We start from the raw sequence: 16,569 nt of genomic DNA, 5'->3' as shown, positions 1-16,569 counted from the left end.
ATCGAGCCTGTGGCCTGCCCGGTTCAAGCCGACTTGAAGCGTGCCATCAATTCGGCCCGGCCCGGATCGGTTAGCGTCGCAGCCGCACCGAATTCGAGCGGCTTCAGCAGATCCGCCGCCGGATAGAGGATCGGATTGTCCAGCACCTCCTTGGGCAGCAGCGCATTGACCCGCGCATCGGTGGAAGGCGCACCGTTGGCCAGGTGCTCCTTGACGGCGACTTTCGGGTTCATCAAATAGTTGAGCAAGGCATAGCCGGCAGGCTTGTTCGGCGCATCCTTGGGTATTGCGTAGAAGTCGGTCCAGATCTCGCCGCCTTCCTTGCCAAGCACGTAGGCGATTTCGGGGATGTCGCGGTGGAGCTGCGCCCCGTCATTGGTCCAGCACATTGTCATCCAGGCGTCACCGGCACGCATCGACGGCTGATAGTCGCTGGAAACGGCGAACAGATGCCGCTTGACCTTCAGCAGCAATTCCTCCGCCTTGGCGAGTTCGTCCGGCTTCAGCGAGTTGAACGAGAAGCCGAAATATTTCAGCGCGTTGCCGATCGTGGTCAGCTGGTAATCATGAACCATGGTCCGGCCGTCGCCCTCGGCCATGGCCGTGTCCCAGAATTCCTTCCAGCTTGTCATCGGCTTGGTCAGTTTCTTGGTGTTGACGGCAAAGCCGGTGGTGCCCCAATTCTTCGGCACCGCATAGGTCACCCCATCGATCGTGCCTTCCCCAGTGAAGCGCGGGTCTTCTTGCGAGCCGTCATAATTGGCAAGCTTGGCCATATCCAGCGCCTCGATGATGCCAAGCTTCTTGTAAGTCGAGATCGTGTAGTTGGTCGGAACGAAAAGGCTCCAGCCCGAGGCGCCGGCCTGCAGCTTGGCCAGCATCTCCTCGTTTGACCCGAACACGTTCACCTCGACGGCAACGCCGGTTTCGGCCATGAAATTCTCGAACGTCACCGGGTCGTGATAATTGGGCCAGGTGGCAATCGACATGCGGTCGCCAAGCCCCTCCTGGGCGAAGGCTGGCGACGGCATGATGCCGAGTTCGCGGGCCATTACTGCCGTTGCGATGCCTAGGCCGGTGACGCCAAGGAACTCGCGGCGGCCGATGGAACCGCGCTTGAGGCGCATCAACTGGTCGACGAATTTTTCAGGGCTTATCGGCAGTCCGTCACGATACGATTTCGACATTTTTGTTTTCCCTCTGGTTGGTCCCGTTATTCTCCGGAAACGCCAGCGGCGTTCCGGCTGTAAAGCCGACGGCGACGGGTTCACCCGGCTTGAAGAGATTTCCACCGCCAACCAGATGATCGGCCTTGGCGAGCAGTGTCCCGATGCCTTGGACCTCGATTGCATATTCCGCGGTGGAACCGAGAAAGATCCGGTTGCGGACAAGCCCGTTCAGCCGGCCGCTTCCGGGCGCGCCGAGACTTAGGGATTCAGGACGCAGGCTGACCGAGACGGCTTCGCCCTGGGCTAGCGAAGTGCGCTTGCGCGCGGCGATGACGGTGCCGTCGGCAAGCGCTACCTCGACGAGCTTGCCCGAGAGCCCGACGACCTTGCCGCTCAAGAGATTGGTCTTGCCGACGAAATCGGCGACGAAGAGGTCGGCGGGTTCGTCGTAGATTTCGCTCGGCTGCCCAAGCTGGACGATGCGCCCGCCATTCATGACGCAGACGAAATCGCTCATCGACAGTGCCTCTTCCTGATCGTGGGTGACCAGGACGAAGGTGATGCCGATCTCGCGCTGCAGGTTCTGCAGCTCTATCTGCATGTCGGTGCGCAGCTTCTTGTCGAGCGCCGCCAGGGGCTCGTCGAGCAGCAGCACCGCCGGCTTGTTGACCAGCGCCCGCGCCAGGGCGACACGCTGCTGCTGGCCGCCGGAAAGCTCATGGATCTTGCGGCGTCCATAGCCGGCAAGCCGAACCATGGCGAGCGCCTCGCCTGCCTTCAGGCTGATCTCCCGCGACGACAGGCGCGGCCGCGCCTGGCGTAGGCCATAGGCGACGTTGTCCGCCACATCCAGATGCGGAAACAACGCATATTGCTGGAACACCATGTTGACCGGCCGCCGATAGGGCGGCGTGCCGGCCATGTCGCGGCCACGGATGAATACCACACCTTCGCTTGGCTGTTCGAAACCGCCGATCATGCGCAAACAGGTTGTCTTGCCGCAGCCGGACGGCCCGAGCAACGCGACAAAGGCAGACGGCGGGATGGCAAGATCGATGCCGCTGACCGCGATCACGCTGCCGTAGCGTTTGGTGACCCCGCGAAACTCGATGTCGGGCACTGCGGTCAAGGCTGCGGGCTCCAGCGGCTGGTTGGTCTCGAAACGCTATCAGAGCCAATGGCCGCTAGTATATACCTCCCACGTGGTATATTTCATCTATTTTCTCGTCTGGAGGGGTATGAATTGGGCGTTTCACGCAGCGATGAATACAGCCGGCTCGCTGCGCTCATCGCAGCGACGCGGGAGACGAGCGGCGAGCTTTTCGGCAAGGCGATGGTCGCCTGGCTCCGCCAGCATGTCAGCTTCGATCATTGCGTGATCTTCGGCTATCGCGGCGCCTCACGCCCGCCGCTGCTGTTCGAGACATTCTCGCCGGCCGAAAGCCACGTCTTCGTCGCGCTCTATCAGGAAGGGCCTTATCTGCTCGATCCGTTCCACCATGCGGCAGTCGAGCGCAAGGAAGGCTTTTGGCGCATGCGCGAATTGGCGCCGGATCGCTTCTATGCCAGCGAATATTACCGCTCCTATTACAGCCAGACCAGGCTTGCGGAGGAGGTCGGCTTTTTCGTGCCGCTGCCGGGAAAGGACGCGCTGGTGGTCTCGCTAATGCGATTGCGCGCTTCGGGGCCGTTCGGAACCGCCGATGCCAGGTTGCTGCGCGACATGGCGCCTGCGGTGATCAGCCTCGTCAGGCTGCGCTGGCCTACCCTTCCGGCTGACGGACCGGTTGGGACGAAGCAAGACGAGGCGATTGCTCCGGTCAGTGAGTTCGAACGTGCTCACATCTGGAAGAGCCTTTCGCTCACGCCGCGCGAACAGCATGTTGTCGATCTGGTGCTTCAGGGCCATTCCACGGAATCGATTGCCAGGGCGATGCGCATCGTGCCGGGAACCGTAAAAGTTCATCGCCGCAACATTTACCGCAAGCTCAAGATAAAGTCGCAGGCGGGTCTGTTCGCGCGTTTTGTCGAGATCATGGACGCACGGATTCGGTAGTCCCGAGTTCAGCCGGCAGCGCCGTCCCAGGAACCGGTTTCGGCCATCTGCCTGAGCCCGGGTGCCACTCGAAAGACATCCTTGCCGGTCTGCTGGTGCCAGTGATCCAGCCGCCGGATGATCTTGTCCACGCCTTCGAGGCTCGCCCAGAACATCGGCCCGCCCTTGCCGACCGGGAAGCCGTAGCCGTTGACCCAGACGACGTCGATATCGGAGGCGCGGGCGGCAATCTTTTCCTTGAGGATTTTGGCGCCCTCGTTGATCATCGGATAGAGCGTCCGCTCGATGATCTCCTCGGCGCCGATCGCGCGCGGTGCAATACCGCGCTCGGCAGCCTTGTTGCGGATCAGCGCCTCGACATCGGGATCGGGCAGCGGCGTGCGCGAACCGCCTTCGTAGCGATAGAAGCCGCTGCCGGTCTTCTGGCCGAAATGTCCCTGTTCGCACAACGCATCGGCGATCACGGCCGTCTGGCCACGCGCCTTGCGGTTGCGCCAGCCTATGTCGAGGCCGGCGAGATCGCTCATCTCGAACGGCCCCATCGGCCAGCCGAAATCGGTGAACACCTGGTCGACCTGGCGCGGCATTGCGCCTTCCAGCAGAAACGTCTCCAGCTCCGCACCGCGCGCCGCCAGCATGCGGTTGCCGACGAAGCCGTGGCAGACGCCGACAACGACCGGCACCTTGCCGATCCGCCGTGCCAGATCGACGATGGTCGCCAGCACGTCGGGCGAAGTCTTGTCGGCGCGGACGATTTCCAAAAGCTTCATGACGTTAGCCGGCGAAAAGAAATGCATGCCGAGGAGATCCTGCGGCCGCGACGTCGAAGCGGAGATTTCGTTGACGTCGAGATAGGAGGTGTTGGTGGCGAGGATCGCGCCCGGTTTGGCCACGGCATCGAGCCTGCCGAAGACATCCTTCTTGACCGCCATCTCCTCGAACACGGCCTCGACGATCAGGTCGCAATCGGCAAGATCGGCATAGTCGGTGGAACCCTTGAACAACCCAAGCCGTTGGCGCTTGGCGTCTTCGCTCAGCGAGCCGCGGATGACGGAAACGGCATAATTCTTGTTGATCGTCGCCAGCCCGCGTTGCAATGCCTCCTGCGTTGTTTCCAGCAAGGTCACGGGAAGACCGCCGTTGGCGAACGCCATGGCGATGCCGCCGCCCATCGTGCCGGCACCGATGACGCCGACCCGGGCGATCTTGCGCCTGACGACGTCCTTGCCGGCAATCTTTGCCGCCTCACGTTCAGCGAAGAACAAATGCCGCTGCGCGCGTGATTGGTCCCCGGCGACAAGCTTGACGAACAGGTCGCGCTCCGCCGCCAGCGCTTCGTCGAAGGGCAGCGTCAGGGCGTTGCGGACCGACTGCGCACAGGCGATCGGCGCCTCGAGGCCGCGTGCTTTGCCGGCAAGCACTGCCGCTTCCTTGTCGAACGCCGGCAAGTCGGCCTGGTCGAGGCGATCATTGCGGTCGCGCACCGGCGTGAACGGACCGCCTTTCGCGGCCGTTTCGTTGGCGAAACTCACCGCTTGCGCGGTCAGGTCGCCATCGAAGACGGCATCCACCAGGCCGGCGGCGAGCGCCTCGGCCGCACCGATCGGCGTTCCCGAAACGATCATGTTGAGTGCCTTCAGCGGACCAACCAAGCGCGGCAGGCGAACCGTGCCGCCGCCGCCGGGCAGCAGGCCGAGCTTGACTTCCGGCAGGCCGAGCCTTGCCGTTCGGTCGGCAACACGGAAATGGCAGCCGAGCGCCAGTTCCAGGCCGCCGCCGAGCGCAGTGCCGTGAATGGCCGCGACCGTCGGCTTGGCGATGGTTTCCAGCATGGCGACTAGGGCGCCCAGGTCCGGTTGCCGCGCCGGCCTGCCGAATTCGGTGATGTCGGCGCCGGCGACGAAGGTCCGCCCGGCGCATGCTATCACGATTGCTCCGACCGACGGCTCGTCGCGCAGGGAAACGAGCGCCTGCATCAGCGGCTCGCGCACATGGAAGCTCAGCGCGTTGACCGGCGGATTGTCGATGCTCACCACCGCGACGTTGCCGTGCCTTGTAGTGCTGACGAAATCGAACACGCAAACCTCACGCAATGATGTTGGCCAATAGCGCGACGGGATTTACAGCGCTGGCATGCGGATGGGAACCACGTGTTTTGCGGGCCGGATCGATATCCCCTCGCCGCCGGGTGGCCTTGCCTTAGCGCAGCGCCTTCTGCCCACCGGCGGCGGTGATGACGCCGACGATGATCAGCCCTGTCAGCACCAGGCGGACGCCGACGCTGACGCCGAATGTGTTGAGCATGGTCAACAGCAGCACCAGGAACAGCGCCGCGCCCCAGACCCCCGGCACATTGGCCTTGCCGCCCGCCACCGACGTGCCGCCGATGACGACGACCGCGATCGAGGCCAGCAGATACTCATTGCCGATATCGACATTGGCGCCGCGGAAATAGCCGGCGAGCAGTGCGCCGTCGAGGCCGCCGAGCGCGCCCGACAGCGTGTAGGTGAGGAAGCGGGTGCGGCCGACATTGACGCCGGCCAGCCAGGCAGCGCGGATGTTCTGGCCGATCGCCAGCACCGAGCGTCCGTAGATCATGCGCTGCAAAACGATGCCGGCGCCGATGGTGAACAGCACGGTGAGGATCGCCAGCACCGGGATGCCGAAGACCTGCCAGTTGGTGAAATCGGCAAAGCCCGGCGGCGGCTTGATCTGCAGGCCCCGCCCATAGCTGATATCGACCGACTGGATGACGAAGCTGGCCGACAGCGTCGCGATGATCGGCGGAATGCGCAGCGCCCAGATCAGCAGATAGTTGACGGCGCCGATCGCCATGCCGCAGGCAAGCGCTGCCAGCAGGCCGACCGCGATCATCGCATCATTGCCGTCCATGACCTTCATGGCGACGGCGCTGGCAAGGCCGATATTGGCCGGCAGCGACAGGTCGACATTGCCCGGCCCGAGCGTGATGACGAACATCTGCCCGACGCCGACGATGACCGTGAAGACGGCGAGCGACAGCGCCGCCGTGATCATGCCGCCGCCGCCATAGCCGCCGGTGAAGGCGATGGTCGCCAGCCACACTAGCAGCGCCCCGAAGAACGACCAGATCCAGGGTCTGGCGAGCAGTGTCCGCAGCGAAGCCATGCTCACCTCTCCCTGCGGCTGATCAGCACCCGCGCCGCCAGCACGATGATCAGGATGGCGCCATTGGCGGCGACCTGCCAGTCGGGCGGAATGTGCATGAACGTCAAGAGGGGCGATGCCGCCAGCGCCAGCGTCAGCGCGCCGATGACGGCGCCGATCGGCGACACCCGGCCGCCGACGAACTCGCCGCCGCCGAGGATGACGCCGGCGATCGAAAGCAGCGTGTAGCCATTGCCGATATTGGCATCGGCCGAGGTGGTGATGCCGATCAGCGCCATGCCGGACAAAACGCCGAACAGGCCGGTCAGCGCAAACAGCGCGATCTTGGTGCGCAGCAGCGACCAGCCGGCGCGTTTGAGTGCGGCTGAATTGCCGCCCGATCCACGCAGGATGACGCCGTAGGAGGTGCGCATCAGGCCAAAGTGGACGACGGCTGCGATCAGCAATGCCGCGATGATCGGGAACGGAATGAAGGGTGGCTTGAAGGCCATCAGCGCCAGCAGCCAGTCCGGCGCCTTGCCGCCGGGCTTGGGCAGGATCAGGATGGCCATGCCCTGCCAGACAAAACTCATGCCGAGCGTCACCACGATAGAGGGCAGGTTGCGCAGATGGATCAGCGCGCCGAGCAGCGCGTAGACGCCGATCGACCCGAGCAGGATCACGACGCCGAGCAGCGGCGCGTCCTTCAGCCATGTCGCCGTCACGCAGCCGACGAAGCCGACAAAGGTGCCAATCGACAGATCGAGCTCGTTGCCGGCGATGACGAACATCTGCGCGATCGTCGCCAGAGCGATCGGGATCGCCAGATTGAGCATCAGGCTGAAACCGAAATAGCTGATGGCGCGCGGGTTGAGCCAGGCGATGGCGATGAGCACCAGCGCCAGCGACAGTGCCGGCAGCAGGCTGCGCAGCATGCGCGCCCGCCTCGTGGCGCGAGCCGAAGATTTTAGCCCATTCTCGACGGATACCGCTGTCATCTCAGGCCGCATCGCCGAACGACGACTGGATGATCTTTTCCTCCGTCAGTTCGTCGCGACGAAGGTTGGCGACGATCCGGCCGTTCTTGAACACATAGATGTGGTCGCAATTGTCGAGCTCTTCGGTTTCGGTGGTGTACCAGAGGAAAGTGCGGCCATGGCGAGCCTCCTCGCGCACCAGGTCGTAGACTTCGAGCTTGGTGCCGATGTCGACGCCGCGCATCGGATCGTCCATCAGCACGATCTTGGCGTCGGAGCCGAGCGCCCGCGCGAACAGCGCCTTCTGCTGGTTGCCGCCGGACAGCGAGAAGATGTTGTTGTTCATGTCGGGCGTACGGATGCCGATTTTCCGCTGCCACAGCTCGGCGAGCTCGGCTTCGCGCTGCGGCGAGATCAAGAGGCCGTTGCGCAATCGCGCCAGCGAACGGATGCCAATGTTCTCGGCAATCGACCATTGCGGAAAAATCCCGTCCGACTGGCGGTCGCCGGCAACCAGCGCCACCGGCGCGGTGACCTCGATGCCGGTCTTGGCACGGGAAGCCGCAGCAAAGATAGCCAGCAAAAGATCGGTCTGCCCATGCCCGGCAAGTCCGGCAAGACCGATGATCTCACCGGCACGGGCGACGAGCTCGTTGCCGTCCTGCTGTCGCGCCGGGCGCGCCCGGACCCGCAGCGGGCCGGGCTCCGGCTTGCCGCTCGCAATCTCTGCGGCGGTCTTCTCGCGCGCCTCCGCTCCGCCCATCGCCGTCACCAGCCTGTCGCGGTCGAAGGCGTCGGCCTGCCCGGCGGCGACCACCTTGCCGTCGCGCATCACCACGATGCGGTCGGCATTTCCGAGCACTTCGCCCAACACATGCGAGATCAGGATGCAGCTCTTGCCGGCGGCGATGAAGCGGCGCACGAACGCCAGCAGCTGGCCGGCGGTATGCGCGTCGAGCGAGGATGTCGGCTCGTCGAGGATAACCAGCTCGAGCGGCTCCTGCGTGACCGTGAAGGCGCGCGCCACCTCCACCATCTGCCGGCTGGTGATGGAAAGATCACCGACGATGTCGGATGCCGAGATGCTGTGGCCGGGGAAGATCTCGTCGAGCTTGGCGGCGATCAGATCGGCCGCCTTGCGCCGCCAGCCGAAGCCATGCAGCGACGCGTGGTTGATCCGCGTGTTCTCGGCGACGCTGAGGTTCGGGCAGAGCGACAGCTCCTGGAACACACAGCGTATGCCGAGCTGCTGCGCGCGCGGCACCGAATAACTTGCCTCGACACCGCCGCGGACCGCGATCTGCCCGCTGTCGGGGGCAAGCGTGCCCGCCACCATATGCATGAGCGTCGATTTTCCGGCGCCGTTATGGCCGACGAGACCGACGCATTCTCCGGCACAAACGCTGAAATCGACACCGGCGAGCGCCCTGACGGCGCCGAAATGTTTTTCGGCTCCGTCCAGTCTTATGATGTCCAAACTGACGGCGCCGAAAAGCTTTTCGGCGCCGTCCGGCATGATGATGTCTGCATTGGCCTCGGGCATCCCTCAACGATACCCGTTTATCCGTGGCGGCAACAATAGTGCCATGCTCACTTGATGTTGGCCTTGATCGCCGCGATGGCGTCTTCCTGCGTGTATTCGTGGCTGGCGACGCCGCCCTTCGGAATCTTCGGCAGCGCGGCCTCGAAATCGTCCTGGGTGAAGGCAAGATAGGGCACCAGCAGGTCGTGCGGCACGTCGGTGCGGCCGTCGAGCACCTGCTGCGCCACCCAGAAGGCAAGCGTCGATACGCCCGGTGCGATCGATGCCGACCAGGTCTGGTAACCGTCCTTTTCCTTCTGCTCCTTCCACCACTGCAACTCGTCCTGGCGATTGCCCATGATGATGGTCGGGCGTGGCTTGCCGGCGGCGGCGAAAGCCTGCGCCGCGCCGTAGCCGTCACCGCCCTGGTCGACGACCCCGACAACATCCGGCAGCGAAGGCAGGATCGTCGCTACGGCTTTCTGTGCCGTGGTCTGGTCCCAGTCGCCGGTCACCGAGCCGACGATCTTGAACTCGGGATGGGCAGCGACGCCTTCGAGGATGCCGGCATGGATGGCATCGTCGATCGAGGTGCCGGCGAGGCCGCGGATTTCCAGCAGGTTGCCGCCCTTGGGCTGGAACTTGGCCATCTGCTCGACTTCCTGCTTGCCCATGTCCTTGAAGTCGACAACGACGCGGTAGGCGCAGGGTTCGGTGACGATGCCGTCGAAGGAGACGACGACGATGCCGGCGTCGCAGGCCTGCTTGATGGCGCCGTTGAGCGCATCCGGAGACGCCGCGTTGATGACGATCGCGTCATAGCCCTGCAGGATCAGGTTCTGCACCTGGGCTGCCTGCGTCGGCACTTCCTTGTCGGCCGTCGTGAAGACGTCCGCGGCGCCGACCACCTTGTCGGCAACCGCCTTCTTGGTAACGATGGCGTAGCTGTCCAGCATCGCCTGCCGCCAGGAATTGCCGGCGTAATTGTTGGAGAAGGCGATTTTCTTGCCGCTGGTGTCGGCAAGCGCTGTACCTGCGGCGAGCATCGCCGCAAGAGCCCCCAAAACGAATATTTTCCTCATGTCATACTCCTCCCGTGAGTTGCTGTCTTACTGGTGGTTAATGGCTGGCTGGTGGGTATTGGCTGATACGCTCACAATCTTGTTTTTTATCTATTATCAGACAAATGCAGATAGGCGGCAAGCTGTCAACAGCAATCCATGGCCGGCGATCAACTTGCGGTGCAATCATTGAAACCGGTTCGGCTCCTGGTCTAGGGATGGCACTGGAGACCGATCGAATGGCAACGAACCTTGCCCCGGGTGCACCCGGCATTCCGGCGCGCTGGACCTCGAGCGCCAAGAGCGGCGTCGGCACCGCGCTGTCGCCGGCCTGCCCGATCTGGTTCACCATCAGCCACGGTATCCTCAACGAGATCTACTACCCGCGCCTCGATAGCGCCTGCACCCGCGACCTGGGGCTGATCGTCACCGGACCCGACGGCTATTTCTCGGAAGAAAAACGCGACGCCGAACACAGTATCGAACCCCTGGCGGACGGGGTGCCTGCCTACCGGCTGGTCAACACCGCAAGCGATGGAACCTACAGGATCGACAAGCGCATCCTGACGGATCCGGAACGTCCCGTCTTGCTGCAGGAGATCATGTTCACGCCGCTCAAAGGCGCGGGCGCCGACTACCGCGTCTACGCGCTGCTGGCACCGCACCTCGTCAACGCCGGCATGGGCAACACCGCCTGGATCGACGACCATGAAGGACAGCCTGTCCTGTTTGCATCGGGACGCGGCACCTGCCTGGCGCTCGCCTCGTCGCTGCCGTGGAAGGTGTGCTCGGCCGGCTATGTCGGCGTCTCCGACGGCTGGCAGCAGCTTCGTCAAGGCGGCCGGCTCGATCCGGCCTGCCGCAGGGCCGAGGACGGCAATGTCGCGCTGACCGGCGAGATCGCCTTTTCGGCTGCGAACCCCAAAATATTGCTGGCACTGGGCTTCGGCACGACGCCGCAACAGGCGGCGGAAACTGCTTTCGCCAGCCTGAAGCAAGGTTTTGGGCCCGCAGCCAGATCCTACGTCGACAAATGGCGCAAATGGCAGGCCGGATTGCTGCCGCTGGACCGGCATGCGGCGTCCGGCCTCAACAGCTACCGCCTCAGCACGGCGGTGCTGGCGGCACACCGCTCGTCTGCCGGAGCAGCCGTTGCCAGCCTGTCGATCCCGTGGGGCTTCAACAAGGGCGACGACGACCTCGGCGGCTATCACCTGGTCTGGCCGCGCGATCTGGTCGAAACCGCCGGCGGCTTCCTCGCCGCCGGCGACCCGGCGGAAGCCTTGCGCATCCTTGGCTATCTGCGCGCGATCCAGGAGCCGGACGGCCGTTGGCCGCAGAACGCCTGGCTCGACGGATCGGCCTATTGGCCGGGCATCCAGATGGACGAATGCGCCTTCCCGCTGCTGCTTGCCGACGCACTGCGCCGCGCCGGCCATTTGCCGCCTGCCGCACTCTCCTCCTTCATGCCGATGATCGAGCGCGCTGCCGCCTATGTCGTGCGCAACGGCCCCGTCACCGGCGAGGACCGCTGGGAGGAAGACGCCGGCTACAGCCCGTTCACGCTTGCCGTCGAGATCGCCGCATTGCTAGCGGCTGCGGACATCTTCGATGCCGCCGGCAAAACAGAGCCGGCAAACTATCTGCGCGAAACCGCCGATGTCTGGAACGATCAGATCGAACGCTGGACCTACGTCGCCGGTAGCTCCTCAGGCGATGAAGCCGGCGTCGAGGGCCACTATGTCCGCATTGCGCCGCCCGACAAAGCCGGCGCGGCATCGCCGAAAGACGGCTACGTCCCGATCAAGAACCGCCCGCCGGCGGATACGGACCGGCCGGCCGAGGCGATCGTCAGCCCCGATGCGCTGGCGCTGGTCCGCTTCGGCTTGCGGGCAGCCGACGATCCGCGCATCCTCGACACGGTCAAGGTCATCGACGCGCAATTGCGCTGCGAACTGCCGCAGGGCCCGCTCTGGTACCGCTACAATGGCGATGGCTATGGCGAGCATGCCGACGGCGCGCCCTTCGATGGAACCGGCCGGGGCCGGCCCTGGCCGCTGCTGGTCGGCGAGCGCGCTCATTACGAGCTGGCGGCAGGCCGCAGGGATAGTGCGGCAAGCCTGCTCAGGACGTTCGAGAACTCTGCCGGATCGGGCGGCCTGCTACCGGAGCAGGTCTGGGACGGTCCCGACATGCCGGAGCGCGAATTGCGGCATGGCGGGCCCTCCGGCAGCGCCAAGCCGCTGGTCTGGGCGCATTCCGAGCACATCAAGCTGCTGCGGTCGCTGCGCGACGGCACGGTGTTCGACATGCCGCCGCAAGGCGTCAAGCGCTATATCGAGGGCAGGACGGTGTCGCGCTTCAGGGCATGGCGCTTCAACCACAAGATCCGTACCATCCCGGCAGGCAAGGCGCTGCGCATCGAACTTCTGGCCCGGGCGCTGGTTCATTGGAGCAGCGACAATTGGGCAACCGTCCATGACACCGAGACCACCGCGAATGCTTTCGGCATCCATCTTGCGGAATTGCCGGTTGCCGAGATTGCTCCGGGCAATAGCCCGGGCAATAGCATTGTCTTCACTTTCTTCTGGCCCGATAGCGGCCATTGGGAGAATGCTGACTTTTCTGTCGGCATCGGCGATACCGGATAGAGCATGATCCCGCAAAGTGGAGACCGGTTTTCGGAAAAGATCATGCTTCAATCACAGCGCCACTAGATCATCGATCCCTCAAGTAAGGCAGGACGAGACTATGCAGATAGGAATGATGGGACTGGGCCGGATGGGCGCCAACATGGTTCGGCGCCTGCTGCGTGATGGCCACGAATGCGTCGTCTACGATATCAACCCGGCGAGCGTCGCCGCGCTTGTGAGCGCCGGCGCGGTCGGAGCCGCCTCGATGGAGGAGTTCGTCGGCAAGCTGGCGAAGCCGCGCAGCGCCTGGCTGATGCTGCCTGCGGCGATCACCGGCAAGATCGTCGACCAGGTGGCTGCCCTGATGGAGCCGGGCGACATCATCATAGACGGCGGCAATTCCTATTATCACGAGGCCGTCGACCACGCCGCGCGCCTCGCCTTGAAAGGCTTGAGCTATGTCGATGTCGGCACCAGCGGCGGCGTCTGGGGCCTCGAGCGCGGCTACTGCCTGATGATCGGCGGCCCCGACAGCGCGGTCCAGCATCTCGATCCGGTCTTCGCAACGCTGGCGCCGGGCGCCGACGCCGCTTCGCCCGCCCCTGGCAAGGATGCCGGAACCGCTCCCTTCGGCTATCTCCACTGCGGACCAAGCGGCGCCGGCCATTTCGTCAAGATGGTCCATAACGGCATCGAATATGGCGTCATGGCCGCCTATGCCGAAGGCATGAACATCCTGAAGTCGGCGAATGCCGGCAAACGGCAGCGCACCGTCGACGCCGAAACCAGCCCGCTGGAAAACCCGCAATATTACCAGTTCGACATCGACATCGCTGAAGTGGCCGAGGTCTGGCGGCACGGCAGCGTCATCGGCTCGTGGCTGCTCGACCTGACGGCCGGCGTACTGAAGGCCGATTCGTCGTTGACGCAGTTCGGCGGGCGGGTCTCGGATTCCGGCGAAGGCCGCTGGACGCTGAAGGCGGCGATCGACACCGGCGTGCCGGCGCCGGTGCTGTCCTCGGCGCTGTTCGACAGGTTCTCCTCGCAAGGCGAATCCGAATTCGCCGACAAGCTTCTGTCCGCCATGCGCTATGCCTTTGGCGGCCATGTCGAAAAACCCAAAGCCGGCTCGTGACGGGCGACAGGGAGGCACGCCCATGAGCCAGGAACGATCGGACACGCTGGTGCTTTTCGGCGCCACCGGCGATCTCGCCCACAAGAAGATCTTCCCCGCCCTTTACGCCATGGTGGCCAAAGGGACGCTGAACGAGCCGGTGATCGGCGTCGCCTTCGATCCCTGGGACCTCGCCAAGCTGCAGGCGCGCGCCCGCGACGGCATCGTCAACGCCTTGGGCAGCATCGACGACAAGATCTTTGCCAGGCTTGCATCGCTGCTGCGCTATGTCAGCGGCGACTATCGGGCGCCTGCGACCTTCGAGAAGCTGAAGACCGCGCTCGGCAGCGCTGAGCGGCCGCTGCACTATCTGGCGGTGCCGCCGGCGATGTTCGAGGTGGTCGTCCAGGGGCTGGAGCAGTCGGGCGCCGCCCAGGGCGCGCGCCTGATGGTGGAAAAGCCGTTCGGCCACGATCTGCAATCGGCGCGCTGGCTGAACCGGGTGCTGCATCTGGTCTTCGACGAGAAGTCGATCTTCCGCATCGACCATTATCTCGGCAAGGAGGCGATCCAGAACCTGCTCTATTTCCGCTTCGCCAATTCCTTCCTCGAGCCGATCTGGAACCGCAATTACGTCGAGAGCGTGCAGATCACCATGGCCGAGGATTTCGGCGTCGAGGGCCGCGGCCGCTTCTATGACGAGGTCGGCTGCATTCGCGACGTCATCGAAAACCATCTGCTCAACATCCTCTTGCTGCTCGCCATGGAACCGCCGGTCGGCCGCTCGGCCGACGATCTCATCGACGAGAAGGTGCAGGTCCTGCGGGCGATCCGGACGCTGACCAGGGACGATGTGGTGCGCGGCCAGTTCGACGGCTATCTCAAGGAGCCGGGCGTGGCGCCGAACTCGCCGGTCGAGACCTTCGCGGCGGTGCGCTTTTTCGTCGATACCTGGCGCTGGCAGGATGTGCCGTTCTTCATTCGCGCCGGCAAATCCCTGCCGGTGCACGCCACCGAGGTCATCGTGCGGCTGAAGCGGCCGCCGCTCGACGTCTTCGATCCGATCAAGCCCGGCGACTGCAATCACGTGCGCTTCCGCATCGATCCTCAGGTGGCGATCTCGATCGGAGCCCGGCGCAAGGCGCCCGGCGATGACATGGTCGGTGAGCAGGTCGAGCTCACCGCGCTGGACGATTCGAAGGGCGACATGCCGCCTTACGAGCGGTTGATCGGCGACGCCATGAACGGCAACGGCCAGCTGTTCACCCGCCAGGACGCCAGCGAGCTCGCCTGGCGCATCGTCGGCCCGGTGCTCGGCGACACCACGCCGCCCCTTGTCTACGCGCCAAAGACCTGGGGGCCGGCCGAAGCCATGGCTGGATTCGGGCCGCAGAACGGCTGGATCAATCCAGCGAAATGATTTCTGGGAGGCGAAAGCGATGGCCAAGGCGATGAAGCAACCGGCATCGGAGGAAGAAAAGATCGTGCTTGCGATCGATATCGGCGGCTCGCACGTCAAGATCCGCACCAGCGCCGGCGGCGACGAGCGCAAGACCGCTTCCGGACCGGAGCTTACGCCGCAGCAGATGGTCGCGGCGGTGAAGGCGCTCGCCGAAGGGCTGCACTACGATGTCGTCTCGATGGGCTATCCGGGCCCGGTGCACCACAACCGGCCGCTGACCGAACCCGCCAATCTCGGCAAGGGCTGGGTCGGCTGCGATTTCGCCGCCGAGTTCGGCAAACCGGTCAAGGTCGTTAACGATGCGCTCATGCAGGCCATCGGCAGTTATGAGGGCGGCCGCATGCTGTTCCTTGGCCTCGGCACCGGCCTGGGGGCCGCGATGATCGTTGATAACGTTGCCCAGCCGATGGAGCTTGCCCATCTTCCCTACAAGAAGCGCGGCAGTTTCGAAGACTATGTCGGCGAACGCGGCCTGCAAAAGCGCGGCAAGAAGAAATGGCGCAAACACGTCTTCGACGTGGTCGACCGGCTTCGCGCCGCCATGCAGCCGGATTACGTGGTCATCGGCGGCGGCAATGTCGACGAACTCACCGACTTGCCCGCCGATTGCAGACGCGGCGACAACACACGCGCCTTCGAGGGCGGATTTCGACTATGGCGCGACAAATCCCTGATTATTTGATATTGCTGATTGTCTGATATTATCGAGCACCGGCTCAGGGTTGTTAATCCCGCGCTGCCGTTAGTATTATTATTCAAAATAATGTGTGACGTGGTGCGGCGTCATTGCATTGCGCAGATTTGCCGACTAGGAATTTCTGCGACCCCCACGGACGGAGAAATAGATTGACCGACGACAGCAACAACGCTCGCAAAAATATCGACCTGCTCGAGCTGACCGCCCATATCGTGTCCGCCTATGTCGAGAAGAACCGCTTGCCGGCTTCCGGCCTCGGCGACCTCATCGCCAGCGTCAGCGCTGCCATAGGCGGGCTCGGGCAACCGGCAGTGCCGGTCGCCGCGCCGCTGACGCCCGCCGTCAATCCCAAGAAATCGGTGACGCCGGACTACATCATCTGTCTCGAGGACGGCAAGAAGTTCAAATCCTTGAAGCGCCATATCGGCGTTCATTTCGGGCTGACGCCCGACGCCTATCGCGCCAAATGGGGCCTGCCGTCGGACTACCCGATGGTCGCCCCCAACTACGCGGCCTCGCGTTCGCAACTGGCCAAGGCGATCGGCCTCGGCCGCAAAGCCGCCCCGCCCGCGCCCGTCAAGGGCCGGGGCAGGAAGGCCAAGGCGACGGCCTAAAGCATCGTTCGAAGCCCTGCAAACGCAAGCCTCGAAGATTGGCGGGACAGCGCCCCATAGGCGCTAACTTAGATGTGGACTGGTGGAATCGAGATGTGATTCCTCGGCCAGATGGGAACGAATGATTCGATCGAAACC

Annotated in this window: 13 protein-coding genes; 6 read left to right on the top strand and 7 right to left on the bottom strand. The window is 64.1% G+C overall.

Going from position 1 to position 16,569, the window contains the following annotated elements; genetic code table 11:
- Window positions 1-23: 23 nt before the first annotated feature.
- Both NKK47_RS00065 and NKK47_RS00060 read right to left on the bottom strand, forming a co-directional pair.
- Window positions 24-1,187: an ABC transporter substrate-binding protein gene (locus NKK47_RS00065; protein WP_352574536.1), complete on the bottom strand. Its 1,164-nt coding sequence runs from the start codon at window positions 1,185-1,187 to the stop codon at window positions 24-26.
- The gene (locus NKK47_RS00060; protein ID WP_023678187.1) at window positions 1,168-2,298 is read right to left on the bottom strand and encodes an ABC transporter ATP-binding protein; all 1,131 of its coding nucleotides are present in this window, start codon (window positions 2,296-2,298) and stop codon (window positions 1,168-1,170) included. The genes NKK47_RS00065 and NKK47_RS00060 overlap by 20 nt, the downstream gene beginning before the upstream one ends.
- A 114-nt stretch (window positions 2,299-2,412) precedes the next feature.
- Between NKK47_RS00060 and NKK47_RS00055 the strand changes: the two genes are divergently transcribed.
- Window positions 2,413-3,225, top strand: coding sequence for a helix-turn-helix domain-containing protein (locus tag NKK47_RS00055; protein ID WP_292657193.1), 813 nt, complete (start codon window positions 2,413-2,415; stop codon window positions 3,223-3,225).
- Between the two features lie 8 nt (window positions 3,226-3,233).
- Here the strand turns inward: NKK47_RS00055 and NKK47_RS00050 are convergent, their stop codons facing one another.
- The 5 genes from NKK47_RS00050 to NKK47_RS00030 all read right to left on the bottom strand — a co-directional run bounded on the left by NKK47_RS00050 (window position 3,234) and on the right by NKK47_RS00030 (window position 9,932).
- Complete coding sequence (locus NKK47_RS00050) at window positions 3,234-5,303, bottom strand: 3-hydroxyacyl-CoA dehydrogenase NAD-binding domain-containing protein (RefSeq protein WP_352574534.1); 2,070 nt, start codon at window positions 5,301-5,303, stop codon at window positions 3,234-3,236.
- 121 nt (window positions 5,304-5,424) lie between these two features.
- The gene (locus NKK47_RS00045; protein ID WP_023678189.1) at window positions 5,425-6,372 is read right to left on the bottom strand and encodes an ABC transporter permease; all 948 of its coding nucleotides are present in this window, start codon (window positions 6,370-6,372) and stop codon (window positions 5,425-5,427) included.
- 2 nt (window positions 6,373-6,374) lie between these two features.
- Window positions 6,375-7,349, bottom strand: coding sequence for an ABC transporter permease (locus tag NKK47_RS00040; protein WP_023678190.1), 975 nt, complete (start codon window positions 7,347-7,349; stop codon window positions 6,375-6,377).
- Window position 7,350: 1 nt separating this feature from the next.
- Window positions 7,351-8,844, bottom strand: coding sequence for a sugar ABC transporter ATP-binding protein (locus NKK47_RS00035; RefSeq protein ID WP_352574915.1), 1,494 nt, complete (start codon window positions 8,842-8,844; stop codon window positions 7,351-7,353).
- Between the two features lie 74 nt (window positions 8,845-8,918).
- Window positions 8,919-9,932, bottom strand: coding sequence for an ABC transporter substrate-binding protein (locus tag NKK47_RS00030; RefSeq protein WP_352574532.1), 1,014 nt, complete (start codon window positions 9,930-9,932; stop codon window positions 8,919-8,921).
- 218 nt (window positions 9,933-10,150) lie between these two features.
- On the opposite strand from NKK47_RS00030, the gene NKK47_RS00025 reads away from it, so the two are divergent.
- The 5 genes from NKK47_RS00025 (at window position 10,151) to NKK47_RS00005 (ending at window position 16,431) form a co-directional block, all read left to right on the top strand.
- Complete coding sequence (locus NKK47_RS00025; RefSeq protein WP_352574530.1) at window positions 10,151-12,562, top strand: glucan 1,4-alpha-glucosidase; 2,412 nt, start codon at window positions 10,151-10,153, stop codon at window positions 12,560-12,562.
- A 100-nt stretch (window positions 12,563-12,662) separates the two neighbouring features.
- Window positions 12,663-13,679 carry a phosphogluconate dehydrogenase (NAD(+)-dependent, decarboxylating) gene (gnd, locus tag NKK47_RS00020; protein ID WP_352569460.1) on the top strand — a complete coding sequence of 339 codons (1,017 nt, stop codon included), beginning with the start codon at window positions 12,663-12,665 and terminating at the stop codon, window positions 13,677-13,679.
- A 22-nt stretch (window positions 13,680-13,701) separates the two neighbouring features.
- Window positions 13,702-15,078 carry a glucose-6-phosphate dehydrogenase gene (gene zwf, locus NKK47_RS00015; RefSeq protein ID WP_352569459.1) on the top strand — a complete coding sequence of 459 codons (1,377 nt, stop codon included), beginning with the start codon at window positions 13,702-13,704 and terminating at the stop codon, window positions 15,076-15,078.
- A 19-nt stretch (window positions 15,079-15,097) separates the two neighbouring features.
- Entirely contained in the window at window positions 15,098-15,802 is a 705-nt protein-coding gene (locus NKK47_RS00010) for an ROK family protein (RefSeq protein ID WP_352574529.1), read from the top strand.
- A gap of 164 nt (window positions 15,803-15,966) precedes the next feature.
- Complete coding sequence (locus NKK47_RS00005) at window positions 15,967-16,431, top strand: Ros/MucR family transcriptional regulator (protein ID WP_352574527.1); 465 nt, start codon at window positions 15,967-15,969, stop codon at window positions 16,429-16,431.
- Window positions 16,432-16,569: the final 138 nt, after the last annotated feature.

The organism is Mesorhizobium sp. M0019 (genome assembly GCF_040323975.1).
Taxonomy (GTDB): domain Bacteria; phylum Pseudomonadota; class Alphaproteobacteria; order Rhizobiales; family Rhizobiaceae; genus Mesorhizobium.
Note: the sequence above shows the minus strand (reverse complement) of the source record. Positions and strands in the feature narration are given on the sequence as shown.